The following is a 14,856-nucleotide window of genomic DNA, read 5'->3' on the forward strand; positions in this document are numbered from 1 at the left end:
CTAAGTCATGACAAAAAATATATTAACCTATATCGGATTATCACTCGCCTTATTTACGCTGAGTTGTAACAAGGCTGAATTCGGTGATCCCGTTATTCTGATCGCGGGCACAGAAGTAAGCCCGATCGTAAAGTTCTCTGTAGAGAATACTCCTTCGGAGTTTACAGTAACCGCAGCAGCAACACACCGTGCGGTGGAGGATGTGCAGGTCAAATTCTCTGTAGATGATGCAGCCGTTGATCGTTACAACCAGGAGCATAACACTACGTATTATGCGGCGCCTGCAGCGGCGATCGAGATCACCAATCTTGACGCGGTGATCAGGGCCGGTTCATCTACTTCAACACCTGTCAGTGTGAAAGTGATCTCCACTTCTCCGCTGGTGGATGGCAGATCTTACCTGATCCCACTGACGATCACGCAAACAACAGGAGGTGATGCAACTGTACTGGAATCTTCCCGTACGATCTTCCTGCGTATCGCAAGGATCGTAAGCTTTTCCGCTGTATCCATGAACAATGACGCAGGGCCAACAACCGGTGCTCCCGGTACAAGAGGCCGCTTTAATGGTGCGTTTTTATTTGATCCAGCCAACCCTGCGCGTCTGGCGAACTTTACGCTGGAGATCAAAAACCTCATCTATGCATTCCGCGGTGGTGATGGTAACTCTAATCCTCAGCCGATCCAGTCACTGGTATCATGGACGAACCAATGGGAGCGTACCTCATTCGGCTTGCGTTACGGAGAGTTGGGTAATCCCAATAATTCACTTCAACTGACCGGTGCATTGGGTAGCGCATTTGCTTATAATTTCAATGCTAATCAGTGGTACACTATCTCTCTTTCCTATGATGGCTCAAAACTGACCATATATATTGATGGCAATAAAGCTGCTGAAGTTTCCGGTTCTACTGTACTGGAGTTTTCCAGAATGCAGTTTGGACAGGTTTGGGGCGGATATGATACCAGACAATATGTTAATGGTCGTATTGCAGAATGCCGTGTTTGGAGCCGTGCACTTACTGCAAGCGAGATCAAGTTGAATCTCTGTGGTGCCGACCCTAATGCAGAAGGATTGCTCGCTTACTGGAAAATGAACGAAGGTTCCGGTCATATCTTCCGCAACTCTTCTAAAGAAGGTGCGAAATATGATATGGACTGGTCTAAAGTTTACTGGGATCCGAATGACAGGGGAAATGACAATCTTACCCTGGCAGATAAATCGGCTTTCGTAACCTGGACCAACGATAACCTGAACAAGTGCAGCCAATAATCATTTAACTCCATCAAAACACAAATATGTCTACGTTAAAATATTTTATCGGATGTGTGGCTGTGGCGTCATTTCTTTCCTGTAATAAAGATGAATCTTTTGATGTGAAAGGTGATCCCGATACAGTCTTTTTCACCAACAGCGAAAGCCTGGGAAACATGCCGGTCAACTCTGCCAGTTATACCGTGGTCAACATTCCTGACGGTGCTGGTTGGGCCAACCTTTCGTCAACTTTGCCAGCAAGCATCAAGCTGCCGGTTTTTGCAACAAAGCCAGTAAGCCAGGATGTAACGATCTCAGCCCAGCTGGATAATACCCTGGTGGCTTCTTACAATGCAGCAAACAACACAGCGTATAAAGAATTACCTGCTGGTATTTTAAATACGCAGTCGCTGACTGCACGTATTGCACAGGGAGCAACTACTTCGGTGGATTCTCTTTCTATTGCGGTTGATCCGGCGAACCTGAAAACACTGACCGAGAAAGCTTATATGGCGCCGATCAAACTCACCACTGTGTCTAATGGCTCAGTTGGAAAGATCACTTCCAACACAGCGATCCAGGCAGTATATGTTGTATTGAACACAGAGCTGCGTCAGATCAGGTTCCTTGCAACCGCGGCAGATGTAACAGGCTCCTTGCAAAGCCGCACCGGATGGAGCGTTGGATTTACTCCGGCACCTGCAACCAACGGAAGCGTGACCGACGGCCTTACTACCACCTTTACAAGATGGGGTACTACGCCCGGCCAGGTGGATATTGATATGCTAAGCAGCCGCGCAGTGACCGGGTTGCGTTTGTATACAACAACTACCGCTGCACAGCTTCCTACGCAGGTAGAAGTCTATACCAGCGTGGATGGCATCAATTACGATCTTATCGGATCCCCGCTGAGAGCAAACCTGACATTTGCAACGCCCTATAACTATGTCTTGTTCTACAGAGCTATCCAGGCAAGATATATCCGCCTCCGCATCAGCTATTCGACCTCAACGAACACACAGAATACAAGGTTGACAGAGCTGGATGTGTATGCGAATTAATTAAAAAGTTAAAAGTCAAAAGTAAAAGGTAAAAACTGAAGTACGCCGGACAAGACTGGTCTCCTGCTCTGGGGTGTTTGATTTTCACTTTTTACTTTTGACTTTTACTTCTTATATTTTATAAAGCATTATTTCTATGATAAGATACACTGCCACCTTTTTGCTTTTGTTTAGCGCTGCAATTTCGCTGGCGCAGGAGCCTTCGCAGTCTTTGGTATTTGAGGAGCGTGTATTCAATTTTGGGACGATCAACGAAAAGGATGGGAAAGTAACGCATACATTCTACTTCAGGAACAACGGCACTCAACCGGTGGAAATGGGAGAGGTGAATACGGGTTGCGGCTGTTTGGTCAACTCGGCCAGCAAAGGACCTGTAAAACCAGGCGAAAGATCGGGTCTGACCATCACTTTCGATCCATCGTATAAAACGGGATTTTTCTCGAAAGAGATCCTCGTATTCAGTGAAAACAACCAACGATATAACCGGGTATGGGTAGAAGGAAAGATCAATGCAACCACTCATCCCGTGGAAGACGATTATCCCTATAACTTCGGTAACGGTCTTTATCTCCGATTTAAGGTAATGGCATTCGGTTATCTGAAACCGGGTGCTGCAAAAAAAATGGACCTGCAGTTTGCCAATGATAACAATAAGGACATGCAGGTAAAGTTTGTTCCCAGAACTAAATATCCGGGTCTTCACTTCACCAGCCCGGGAAAAATTGCTGCCAATCAAAAAGGAATTGTTTCTTTTGCATATAACATGCCTTACTTTAGCCAGGATGATGTAATTATTTTACTGGATGTTTATGTAAATGATAAAAAATTAGCCGATCCGCTGGAGCTTCGGATCCTGAATGAAAACAAGACTGCTTCAGGAAATTGATTCCAGCCAAGAGGAAAACTCCGATTATGAATTTTACCACCCGCATTATGACAGGCTTACTATGCCTGATCTCTCTCTTCTCCAACGCACAATCTCATCAATTTGCCTTAGGCGATAATGCTTTCTTACTGGACGGAAAGCCCTTCCAGATGATCTCCGGCGAAATGCACTATACGCGCATTCCACGTGACGCATGGAAACACCGCATGAAAATGGCCAAAGCAATGGGCCTTAATACCATCGGTACTTATGTATTCTGGAATGCACATGAACCGGTAAAAGGTAAATATGATTTTTCCGGAAATAATGATATCGCGGCTTTTATTACGGCTGCTAAAGAGGAAGGTCTGTATGTAATTCTCCGGCCAAGCCCGTATGTATGTGCTGAATGGGAATTTGGCGGCTATCCATGGTGGTTGCTGAAGGATAGTTCGGTTAAAGTACGCAGTAAAGATGAACGTTTTATTTCCGCCTATACAAACTACATCAACGAACTCGCTAAACATCTTACTCCTTTACTGGTAACACACGGAGGGAATGTATTGATGGTCCAGATAGAAAATGAGTATGGTTCCTATAGCGATGATAAATCTTATATGGATCTGAACAGGCAGCTATTCCGCAATGCGGGTTTCGACTGCACCCTGTTCACCTGTGATGGTGCGGATATGATCGCCAAAGGGTATCTTCCCGGCTATCTGCCAGCTGTGAATGGGCTGGAAGATACCACAGGGATCAAGAAAGTAGTAAACGAATTTCATGGGGGAAAAGGCCCGTATTATCTCGCTGAATGGTACCCCGGCTGGTTTGACCAGTGGGGTAAGAATCACAATACGACTTCAGCTGAGAAGAATGCTGCCATGCTGGATGATATTCTGGCAGCAGGAATTTCTGTGAACATGTATATGTTCCATGGCGGAACTACCCGCGGCTTTATGAATGGTGCTAACATGAACGTGAACGATCCTTATGCACCGCAAACAACCAGTTACGACTATGACGCTCCGCTGGATGAAGCGGGGAATCCTTCGAAGAAATTTCATCTCTTCCGCAATGTGATCAGTAAACATCTTACAGCAGGATCTGCATTGCCTGCCATTCCGGAAAATAAGAAAGCTATTCAGATAGAGGATATAAAACTGACCGCTTATGCAAGCCTGTTCAATCAGCTCGGTAAGCCGGTTATTTCAGCAAAGCCGATGTCTTTCGAAGATCTGGATCAGGCTTATGGTTATGTATTGTATCGCACAACATTAAAAGCAACCGCTAAGACAATGCTGAAGATCGGCGGACTTCGCGATTATGCGATCGTCTATGTAAACGGGAAGCAGGTTGGTGTGCTCGATAGAAGATTGAACCAGGATTCACTATCGCTGTCAGATATTCCTGCGAACGCGGTGCTGGATATTTTCGTGGAGAATAATGGCCGGATCAACTACGGGCCTTATCTTACTGATAACCGGAAAGGCATTCTGGGAAATGTTACGCTGGATCAGCAAGTGTTGTCTGACTGGAAGAATTACAAGATTCCAATGAGCACTACGAAGAATATCCGCTTTGGTAAAATGCCGCAGGTTGGTGCCGCCACACCTTCATTGTTCAAAGGAGAGTTTACACTGAATGAAGTGGCCGATACTTATTTTGACCTCGGTGGTTTTGGTAAAGGTGTCGTATTCCTGAATGGGTATCATCTCGGAAAGTACTGGCATATCGGTCCACAGCAAACGATCTATGTACCGGCGGAATGGTTGAAGAAAGGAAAGAATGAAGTGATCGTTCTCGATGAATTAAAAACTGATCACAAGGTATTGTCCAGTTCAGCAAATCCAATTTTAACGAAACCACTTAATCCCGCCAAATGATCCGATCGCACTTCAGGCAGCAACGAATTTTTGCAGTTACCATTGTAGGATTGCTTTGCAGCCTTTGCTCTTATGCTCAGCAGAATCAACTTCCACTGATCCCGTATCCCAATAAAGTTGTGCCCGGCAGAGGCAACTTTACGTTTACGCCTCAAACGGTTGTTGCAGGAAACGATTTCTTTTCAAACGAAAAACTGGTGCTCGCCGAGCTTTTTTCAAAAAGCTTTGGAAAGCCTTTACCGGTGAAAAAAGATTATCCGGGAATTGTTCAGATGAATCTTGATCGCCGGATCACTGATCCCGAAGGCTATAAGTTGACTATTACAACGCAGCAGATCACTCTGCAGGCGGCTGACAGGGCGGGAATGCTGATCGCTATTCAAACTTTGCGGCAGTTATTGCCCGCAGATATCGAATCGGCACAGGGTGGGAAAAACAAGATTTCCGTCCCTGCCGTTGCGATCGAGGATCAGCCTGCATTTTCGTGGAGAGGGACGCATCTGGATGTGTCAAGACATTTTTTTACGCTGGATTATCTCAAACGTCATATCGACCTGATGGCCCTGTATAAATTCAACAAGTTCCATTTACATCTTACAGATGACCAGGGCTGGCGTGTAGAGATCAAAAAATATCCCAAGCTGACAGAAGAAGGAGCGTGGAGGACCTTGAATAACCAGGACTCGATCGTAATGAGTCGCTCGAAAGAAAATCCTGACTTTATTATTGACCCTCGTTTCTTTAGACAAAAAAACGGCCGTGAGGTATATGGAGGTTTCTATACACAGCAGGAATTAAAAGACCTGGTAGCATATGCTGCAGCCCGGAACATAGAGATCATTCCGGAGATCGATATGCCGGGGCACATGATGGCCGCGATCAACTCCTATATGTTCCTGAGTTGCGACAGCACGAGCTCATTCGGGAAATTTTTTTCCACACCAATTTGTCCCTGTAATCCCGCAACGCTGGATTTTGCCAAAGATATTTTTACCGAGATCATGGATATCTTTCCTTCAACTTATATCCATATCGGTGGTGATGAAGTGGAGCGTTCTCATTGGGAACGATCTGCTGCCTGCCAGGATATGATGAAGCGCGAAGGGATGAAAACATCGGCGGAGCTGCAGGCGTGGTTCATCAATTCCATGGAAAAGTTCTTCAAAGAAAAAGGACGCAAGCTGATCGGTTGGGACGAGATCCTCGATGGTGGGATCAGTTCTTCCGCGGCGATCATGTACTGGAGAACCTGGGCCGGCAATGCGCCAAATGAAGCGATAAAGAACGGAAACGTAGTGATCATGTCACCGGACAATCCATTTTATTTCAGTGAGCAGCCTGATAAGAATTCTTTGCCGGCGACCTATAACTATTCATTGATACCGGCATCTATAGCGGCAAAAGACCGGAACAGGATCATCGGTGGACAGGCGAATGTCTGGACCGAATACGTGGCAACCGAGCAGCGTGCGGATTATCTGTACATGCCGAGGATGACAGCGTTGGCGGAAAATCTATGGGGTTCTGTAAAAAATTATTCATCATATATGAGAAGGTTAGATGCTCATCTGGTTCGCCTGGACACAATGAAGGTTGCTTACCGGATGCCTGATCTGCCATTGCTGTATAACTACGCATTTATTGATTCGATGCTGGTGGATGTTCGGTCTTCCATGAGCAATGCTCAGATCCGTTATACAACGGACGGTTCCGCGCCTGCTCAATCTTCACCTGTATTGAACAAGCTTGTGTTGCGTACATCGCAGAGGTTACGTATGGCCGCATTCAAGCCAGACGGCCGCCGCGGCGATATTTTTGATGTTGCGTATAATAAGCAACCACTTGCCCAACCCGCCCCCGATCCTGCCAAACCTGGCAAAGGACTACTGGTTGAGTGGTATAACCGGTCCTTTGACAGTACGGTCCTGATCACCGGCAAACCTGATCGTGAATTTACAACGGCTGGCGTTATCGTTCCCAAAGATGCGGAAACTGCAGCCTTTACAATGCGCTACCGTGGTTATATCAATGTGCCAACTTCGGGGATCTATACTTTCTACCTGACAAGCGATGATGCTGCCGTGTTAAAAGTAGCAGGACGTGAAGTGGCAAATAATGATGGCATGCATGCGCCGAAAGAAAAGAACGGTCAGGTTGCACTTCAACAGGGAAGGCAGTTGTTCTCCCTTGACTTTATTGAAGGCGGTGGTGGTTATACACTCAGGTTGTTGTACAGCAAAGACGGGAGTGAGCCGAAAGAGATACCTGCAGAATGGTTCTCTAATTTTTAATTCTTCGAATAACATTAAATATGCCCGGTATGGCCCGCATTATCCTGTTGCTGTTTGTAATTATTTCATGTATCGCCTGTTCAACGTCGACTCCGCCTCCTCCTGCGGCATTTGGTGCGCTGCCTACCGATGCCCAGTTGAAATGGCAGGAGATGGAAATGTATTGCATCATTCACTTTGGTGTGGATACATACACAGATAAGGAGTGGGGTTATGGTGATGAATCTCCGGAACTATTAAATCCATCCGCGTTCAGTGCTGAGCAGATCGTTGGTGCGGCGAAAGCCGGCGGATTCAAAGGGGTGATCGTTGTTGCGAAACATCATGACGGCTTGTGCTTGTGGCCCACAAAGACCACTGAACATAATATTTCAGCAGCTCCTTGGAAAGGTGGTAAAGGTGATATGGTCAAAGAGTTTCAACTGGCTTGTGAAAAGCTGGATATGAAACTCGGATTGTATTGTTCTCCGTGGGACAGGAACAGTCCGGAATATGGAACGCCCGCGTATGTAGCGCTTTACCGCGAACAGTTGCGTGAGCTGTATGCTAATTACGGTACGATATTCACCTCATGGCATGATGGTGCAAATGGTGGGGATGGTTATTATGGCGGCGCCAGGGAAACAAGAAATATCGATCGTACTTCTTACTATGGCTGGGATTCAACCTTCAGGATCACCCGTGCCATGCAGCCGTCAGCCGTTATTTTTGGAGATATTGGTCCTGATGTACGCTGGGTGGGCAATGAGGAAGGGTTTGCCGGGGAAACATCCTGGTCTACTTATACACCCGAGGCCCGGGAAGAAGGAAAAGAGCCGGCTAATGGCTTTTCAAAATACTGGCTTGCTACGGAAGGAACGCGGAATGGTAAATACTGGATGCCTGCGGAATGCGACGTGCCATTAAGACCAGGCTGGTTCTATCATGCTTCTCAGGACGAACAGGTCAAGTCGCCCGCTGTTCTGCTCGATCTGTATTACAAAAGCGTCGGGCGAAATGCAGCGCTTGATCTCGGTCTGTCTCCGGATAAGCGCGGCATCCTCCACGAAAATGATGTGAAGGTATTGCAACAGTTTGGCGCGTTGCTGAAAGAAACATTTGCCGTTAACCTTGCGGCAACTGCAAAATTTTCCGCAAGCAATATGCGCGGTAACAGTAAGGCCTTCGGCCCGTCCTTGCTTGTTGATAATGACCGATACAGTTATTGGGCAACTGATGATAGTGTCACCACAGCTGAATTAATCATCGATCTTCCAGACACGGCGCAATTCAACGTGATCCGGTTGCGCGAAAATATAAAGCTTGGTCAGCGTATCACTTCTTTCGCCATTGATCAGTCGGTCCAGGGCCAGTGGAAAGAGATCGCTGGTGGTACAACAATTGGAGGTAACAGGCTTCTTCGTTTGTCCCAGCCTGTCAGGCCAGAAAAACTTCGCCTGCGTATCACAGGTGCAATGGCTTCCATCACACTGAGCGATCTTGGTCTTTTTAATGAGGTATTGAATTTGTCTGCACCGGAGATATCGGGTAACAGGGAAGGATACATTACAATCAATACTGCGGCGACAGGTAAGGCTATTTATTATACAACTGATGGAACTGAGCCAACATCACAATCGTCGCTTTATCAAAAGCCATTCTATTTACCGGATGGCGGAATGGTCAAAGCAAAGAGTATTGCAACAGACGGGATGATGAGCTCAACAGGTGTAAAAGAGTTTGGGCTTCCATCAATCAACTGGGCTATCCTGAACACAGCCAACCAGCCGCAATCCTCTGAAGCGGTTGATCAGGATCCTTCTACATTGTTTGCTATTGAGATGAATGCTCAGACAGAAACCAGTGTGATCATTGATACAAAAAAAGAACAAGCGATCAGCGCTGTTACTTATTTGCCCCGCCAGGATAGAAAGAAGGAAGGAATAATTGATCAATATAAATTGTCCGTAAGTTCAGATGGGAAAAAATGGCAGGAGGTTACTCAGGGAGAATTTGCCAATATCGCTGCCAACCCGATTGAGCAGGTGATCCGTTTTTCATCACCCATGCGAACACGCTTTATCAGATTCGAGCCGCTTCGCGTTACCACCGGATCACAGGCGGTAATAGCGGAACTGGGGGTGAGGGGAAGGTGAGGGTATGAGTTTTAAAGTTTAAAAGGTTTAAAGTTTAAGAGTTTAAGGTTTAAAAGTTTAAAAGTTTAAGAGTTTAAGGGTTTAAGGGTTTAAGGGTTTAAGGGTTTAAGAGTTTAAAGATTTAATGGTGATCTATCTCTTAAAACATTAAAGTTCTTAAACTTTTAAACTTTTAAACCCTTAAACTTTTAAACTTCTCTCCCCTCACAGTTTGAGTTTTCCTTCAATAGAATCATCGAGCGTTTTTCCCATAACGGCTCCGGCCAGTTGTTTGGCGAATGCTACTAACTGACCGTGTTTTGTGTCCCAGTAGTAACCGTCCCTGGGGACGAATTCGATAACGGTTATGCGTGGATCGTCTTTGCCACCTGTGAACCAGGTTTTGAGGATCGGGTTCCATAGTTCGTCGATCTTTCCTTTATCCTGACTGATCGTTGCTACGCCATAGAGGGTCAGGAAATCTGAGTGTTTGCTTCCCTGGAAGAATAATTGTACGGAAGGATCCTGATCGATGTCAGCATTTTTATGACTGTCGCTTGCGCTCAGGAACCAGCAGTGTCCATGATCATCTACTTTTTGTACAGCCATTGGACGTGTAGTGATCATATCCTTTGAGGAGATCTTTGTGCAGAAAAAACAACTGCCCGCATTCTCTACCATCTCTTTTACTTTTTGCCAGGCTTCGGTTGCCTGAAGATCTTCCCTGTTTTTCTCTTCTTGTTGTTTGTTGATGCTATCCATTGTTTTTTATGTGTAGTGCAGAATATATGCCATGAAGCAACGTGGTTTACAAGAAGAAAAGCAGCGGTTTTGTTTAACAATTACCTGTTCCTGGATAGAATGAGTGAACAGAAATCAGGCTGTACATATTTTGAAATGATGAAACGGGACTCATGTTACCGTTATTCCACTGAATACGGAATTGTGTGTTCCCGAGATGACCGGGAAAATCCTGAAAATTTAATGAGTTGGCAGATTGATCTTTATCAATCTTGTCCGGCCTGGACCGTTAGTGATTGTCCCAAACGACATTTGTTCCCGATCACTAAGCAAAGAGCCCGGTTGACCGGGCTCTTTTTGAGGGTATTTGAGGCATGGGTATCAGTCGAGCGAAATCGTTCTGCTACCATCGTCATTGCGGAAGGTTATCCTTCCAGTGGTGTTCTTCAAATACTTCTCTTTGTATTTTTTGTAAACGGCGTCGGGTTGCTTCACATCATTGATCAGTAATTCATTGTTGTCGAAAATAACCGAGCGCAGTTCTTTGCGGCTGGGAATAAGTTTGTCAGTCACCAGTTCATCGATCATTGTATCAAATTTTCTTCGTTCTTCTGCGGCGGCAGCGCGATGAACTTCGGCTTCAGCACGATGTTTCTCTGCTTCATTCCGATGCACTTCCGCTTCGGCGCGATGCCTGTCCGCAACGGCGCGTTGTGCCTGAGCTTCTTCGCGTTGCCGTTCGGCATGTGTACGATGTTGTTCTGCCTGTCTGCGCTGTGTCTCTGCCTCCTGCCGTTGAACGGCTGCGCGGTTACGGTCCTTTTCTGCAGCCTCCCTCGCTGCTGAAGCCTCCTTGCGATGCACTTCAGCTTCGGCGCGGTGCTTTGCGGCTTCTTCACGATGGATCGCAGCTTCGGCTCTTGCTTTCTCAGCCTTTGCGCGTTCTTTCTCTATTCGCTCTTCGATCTTTTTGATGGTTGCTTCGTATTTCGAAAAGTCTTCTTCACGGATCTTTTTTCCGTCCACATGCAGTTGTATTATTTTCTTGCCCTCCATTTCGATCTCAAACTTCTGGCCGTCTTCTGTGGTATTGATCGTTGTTTTTCCATTGTAGCTGTAAACACTCTGCACCTCAGTCTGTTTGTTTTGAGCGTGAACGTCTGTATTGTGCACTGTGAGAGCCAATGCAAGGGTTGCAATGATCAGGAATTGATGTTTCATTTTTTTTGTTTTTGTTAGATGATAGGCAAAACGATCCCGGTACGCTTTCGTGCGTGTTCTGCCTTTGCTATACTGCCGGGCATACCTTTTCCAGCAGGCGTAGCGGGTGCGCATCCCGTATCCTTCCGGTCAGGTCATTATTTAAGGTGATTAAATGCTAGTGTGTACGCTGGGTATTGGATGAGTATCTGGATTCTGCACGGTGACGATTCTCTTCACTGCGTTTCCGCATTTGTTCAGCTTCTCTTCGATGAATATCTGCTTCAGCACGTTTGATCTCAGCTTCCCTGCGGGCGATCTCTGCTATTTTTCTTTCCTCATCTGCCTGCTTACGGAACGCAGCAGCTTCTGCACGATGCTTTTCCGCGATCTGTCTGTTGATGGCAGCCATTTCACGCTGATGTTCGGCGTCCTGACGGGCGATATCCGAAAGGCGTCTCTGTTCTGCGGCAGTAATACTATGATCGATCGCCTGCACTTCTTCCTTAACCGGTTTCGTTTCGGCGACCTCCCTGTGCTGTTCCTGAACGGCTTTTATTTCATCGGCGACAAATGCCGCAACTCTTTCCTGTGGTGCTCTTTCTTTTGTGCTTTTTGTTTTTACTGTAAAAGCCGGACGTTTTATTGTTACTGTTTTTGCATCCTGTTGAGACTGTTCCTTATTCGGTAACGCGAACTGCTGAGGCACTTTCGCCTGCTCCAGGCTTGCTGCCAGTACACGGTTTTCCTGTTGTCCTTTTGAGATAAGCAGCAGGCTTAGCAATGATATATTCACAGCGAAAAAAACAAGTTCAAACACGGTGAGTGTCGTATTCTTTCTGTAAACGATGCGGGTCATGCGTTGAAGCAGAACATTCTTTCTACCGGCAAATCCGATCATGTACGACTGGGGATTCATCGAATATTTTTTAAAGCTGATCAGTGCTTCTGCAAATTGCAACCTGTTCTCGGTATGAGCAATTGCAATATCATCACAGCAATTCTCCCGCTCGACCCTCATCAGGGCAGATACCCAGAGCAATCCGGGATTAAAGAACAACAGGCATTCGGCAATACGCTGGATAAAATTTACCAGATAATCATGCCGGCGTATGTGAGCAAGTTCATGCAAGAGTACGGCTTCAATTTCCGCTTCACTCATATGGTTTAAAATGCCGATGGGCATCAGGATCACCGGCTTCAGGTGACCGAGCACCATCGGTACTTTGATCATACCTGATTCAACCAATGATACTGCTCTTTTAACACCGATCTGGGCCGCGAGCGCGCGCATCCTGGATTTCCATTCATCAACAGGGGAGTAGATCCGTTGTGACCGGAGACGCGAGATATATAAGAGGTCGAGCATCATCTTTCCGGACTTGATCATTACTATCGCGGACCAGGCAAGAACGATCCACGATGAATAGTCGCGCAATAATTGAGAAAGATTGCCTGACAGATCTCTGAACCAGGCTTGCTGCAGTATTGAGTTCACCGCTGAAGAACCAGAACCGTTGCGAACCAGATCCTGGCCGGCGGCCACGGCATTCCATTCCTGGAAAAAGGTAAAAGCAACCATCGCAACGAATGTAAAGAATGATGCAGTCAGCAACCTGTATCGCAAGGCTGACGACGTTCTTGCGGTGATCAGCATGATGCATCCTGCAATGATGGACAATACCAGTCCCTGCCAGAAGGAGTGGAGAAAGGTCCGGCTTAACGCCTGCAGCAATTGATCAGCAAAGCTCATAGACAGGTTTTATCGGTTAATATTACTTACTATCTTTTGGAAGTTTTTTCGCCAGCTCCTGCAATAGCGCGAGTTCTTTATTGGAAGTCTTTTCATTTTCAAGCAACGCCATTACAAGATTGCTTACAGACCCGTCATACATCGTATCCAGGAATTTCCCCAGCATGGCGCCTTTCGTCTTGTCCTGATCCAGCAACGGGCTGTATATATGTTTCATGCTCGATTCATCCCGTGACAGCATTCCTTTCTCCGCCATCACCTGCATCAGCTTCAGCGTAGAGGTATATTGGACGGTGTCTTTTTGTGTATTGAGCAGGTCGTGCACAAACCTGACTGTCGATGGTCCATGTTTCCAGAGTATCTGGAGGACATCCATTTCTGCTTTTGTTGGAACGATGCCTTGTTTGGGCTTTTTTTCTGTCATGAAGTGAAGGTACGATAAAAAACGTACGTTCAAAATATAAGTTGGTTTTTTTGAAAAATTTAAGGTTTGGGGTGGGGCAGCACCTCCGGGCGGGATGCCAGCCTTTTTAAAACTTCCGGCATCATAGTCAATAAAAGGTAGCAGGATCGAGCTCTGCGGTTATCTGTGTTCGTCGTATAGGTATAATTACCCATCATTATTAGTAGCGATTCCTATTGATAACTCCTCCGGTCCTTCGCAAGTTTGTACCATGAAAAAAATAACCACCGCACTCGTTGCATGCATAGTTGCCCTGTCGGTTCAGGCACAGCAACCGACTCCTTTTAAAGACGCTTCCGAAAAGTATGGTATAAAAGACAGCGATGGTAAGATCGTTGTTAAACCACAGTTTGATTTCATCGACGAATTCTTCGAGGGTCTTGCCGCCGTAAGAGTGGGGGATAAATACGGATTTATTGATGCCGCTGGCAAGATCGTGGTGCAAATCAAATACAGCCTGGTTGGCGCATATGTAAATGGTTATGCAGGCATCAACAAAGGAGGTGACTTTGACGAATACGGAGACTTTGAGGGTGGTAAATGGGGGCTTATCGATCGCCGGGGTAAAGAGGTCATTCCGCCAGCTTATGATATGGTGGGGGATTATATCGATGGCGCCGTAAGAGTAAACAAAGGCGGCGCATATGACGGTTATGTGGATGCATTTACGGGTGGCAAATGGGGTGTAGTGGATATTACTGGAAAGCAGATCATTCCTCTTCAATACGATCAGGTAGAAAATGAGTTCAAGGGAGTTTATATCGTGCGGAACAACGGCAAATGCGGCATGCTGAATAAAGCAGGCAGGCCTTTGACCGCGTTAACTTACGATGATATGTTCATCCTGGAGATGGGATTGGTCAGGGTAAATATCGGTGGGCAGTTTGATGAGGTGTGGGAGATCGTTTACGGAGGTAAATGGGGTTTTCTTGATATCAATGGAAAAGTGGTAGCGCCCGTTAAATATGATGACGCAGGATTTTTTCACGAAGGGTTGGCAAAGATAAATATCGGTGCTGTTAAGACTGAGGGAGAAAGTAAGTTCGGCGCATACATGAAAGGCGGAAAATGGGGCTATATAGATGAGAGAGGAACGCTTGTGATCCCTGTGGTGTATGAAGATGCAGGAGATTTTAAAGACGGCAAAGCCAGCGTAAAACTTGCCGGGAAAAATATATTGATTAACAAAGCAGGTAAACAGATCAATCCCTGAGCTTTTAAAAATCGATA

11 protein-coding genes are annotated in these 14,856 nt (G+C 46.2%); 7 read left to right on the forward strand and 4 right to left on the reverse strand.

Features of this window, described 5'->3' with window-relative positions; translation table 11 throughout:
- The first annotated feature begins 7 nt into the window (after nucleotides 1-7).
- From LZZ85_RS03550 to LZZ85_RS03575, 6 genes are all read left to right on the forward strand, one after another.
- A complete protein-coding gene (locus LZZ85_RS03550) occupies nucleotides 8-1,273 on the forward strand; it encodes a BT_3987 domain-containing protein (RefSeq protein ID WP_237868564.1) in 1,266 nt (421 codons plus the stop codon).
- A 26-nt stretch (nucleotides 1,274-1,299) separates the two neighbouring features.
- Nucleotides 1,300-2,316 (forward strand): BT_3987 domain-containing protein, encoded by a 1,017-nt coding sequence (locus LZZ85_RS03555; protein WP_237868565.1) that lies wholly within the window; start codon nucleotides 1,300-1,302, stop codon nucleotides 2,314-2,316.
- A 136-nt stretch (nucleotides 2,317-2,452) separates the two neighbouring features.
- Nucleotides 2,453-3,202 (forward strand): DUF1573 domain-containing protein, encoded by a 750-nt coding sequence (locus LZZ85_RS03560; protein WP_237868566.1) that lies wholly within the window; start codon nucleotides 2,453-2,455, stop codon nucleotides 3,200-3,202.
- Between the two features lie 26 nt (nucleotides 3,203-3,228).
- Nucleotides 3,229-5,064 (forward strand): glycoside hydrolase family 35 protein, encoded by a 1,836-nt coding sequence (locus LZZ85_RS03565; RefSeq protein WP_237868567.1) that lies wholly within the window; start codon nucleotides 3,229-3,231, stop codon nucleotides 5,062-5,064.
- A complete protein-coding gene (locus LZZ85_RS03570; RefSeq protein WP_237868568.1) occupies nucleotides 5,061-7,355 on the forward strand; it encodes a family 20 glycosylhydrolase in 2,295 nt (764 codons plus the stop codon). The genes LZZ85_RS03565 and LZZ85_RS03570 overlap by 4 nt, the downstream gene beginning before the upstream one ends.
- A 29-nt stretch (nucleotides 7,356-7,384) precedes the next feature.
- Entirely contained in the window at nucleotides 7,385-9,490 is a 2,106-nt protein-coding gene (locus LZZ85_RS03575; protein ID WP_237868569.1) for a discoidin domain-containing protein, read from the forward strand.
- Between the two features lie 204 nt (nucleotides 9,491-9,694).
- On the opposite strand, the gene LZZ85_RS03580 is transcribed toward LZZ85_RS03575, so the two are convergent.
- The 4 genes from LZZ85_RS03580 to LZZ85_RS03595 form a co-directional block, all read right to left on the reverse strand.
- Entirely contained in the window at nucleotides 9,695-10,231 is a 537-nt protein-coding gene (locus tag LZZ85_RS03580) for a pyridoxamine 5'-phosphate oxidase family protein (RefSeq protein ID WP_237868570.1), read from the reverse strand.
- A 360-nt stretch (nucleotides 10,232-10,591) separates the two neighbouring features.
- Nucleotides 10,592-11,431: a hypothetical protein gene (locus LZZ85_RS03585; RefSeq protein ID WP_237868571.1), complete on the reverse strand. Its 840-nt coding sequence runs from the start codon at nucleotides 11,429-11,431 to the stop codon at nucleotides 10,592-10,594.
- A 157-nt stretch (nucleotides 11,432-11,588) separates the two neighbouring features.
- Nucleotides 11,589-13,163 carry a M56 family metallopeptidase gene (locus tag LZZ85_RS03590; RefSeq protein WP_237868572.1) on the reverse strand — a complete coding sequence of 525 codons (1,575 nt, stop codon included), beginning with the start codon at nucleotides 13,161-13,163 and terminating at the stop codon, nucleotides 11,589-11,591.
- 22 nt (nucleotides 13,164-13,185) lie between these two features.
- Entirely contained in the window at nucleotides 13,186-13,587 is a 402-nt protein-coding gene (locus tag LZZ85_RS03595; RefSeq protein ID WP_237868573.1) for a BlaI/MecI/CopY family transcriptional regulator, read from the reverse strand.
- A 250-nt stretch (nucleotides 13,588-13,837) separates the two neighbouring features.
- Here LZZ85_RS03595 and LZZ85_RS03600 point away from each other — a divergent pair, with 250 nt between their 5' ends.
- Complete coding sequence (locus LZZ85_RS03600; RefSeq protein WP_237868574.1) at nucleotides 13,838-14,839, forward strand: WG repeat-containing protein; 1,002 nt, start codon at nucleotides 13,838-13,840, stop codon at nucleotides 14,837-14,839.
- Nucleotides 14,840-14,856 lie beyond the last annotated feature (17 nt).

It is taken from the genome of Terrimonas ginsenosidimutans (assembly GCF_022012415.1).
GTDB classification, from domain to species: Bacteria; Bacteroidota; Bacteroidia; order Chitinophagales; family Chitinophagaceae; genus Terrimonas_A; species Terrimonas_A ginsenosidimutans.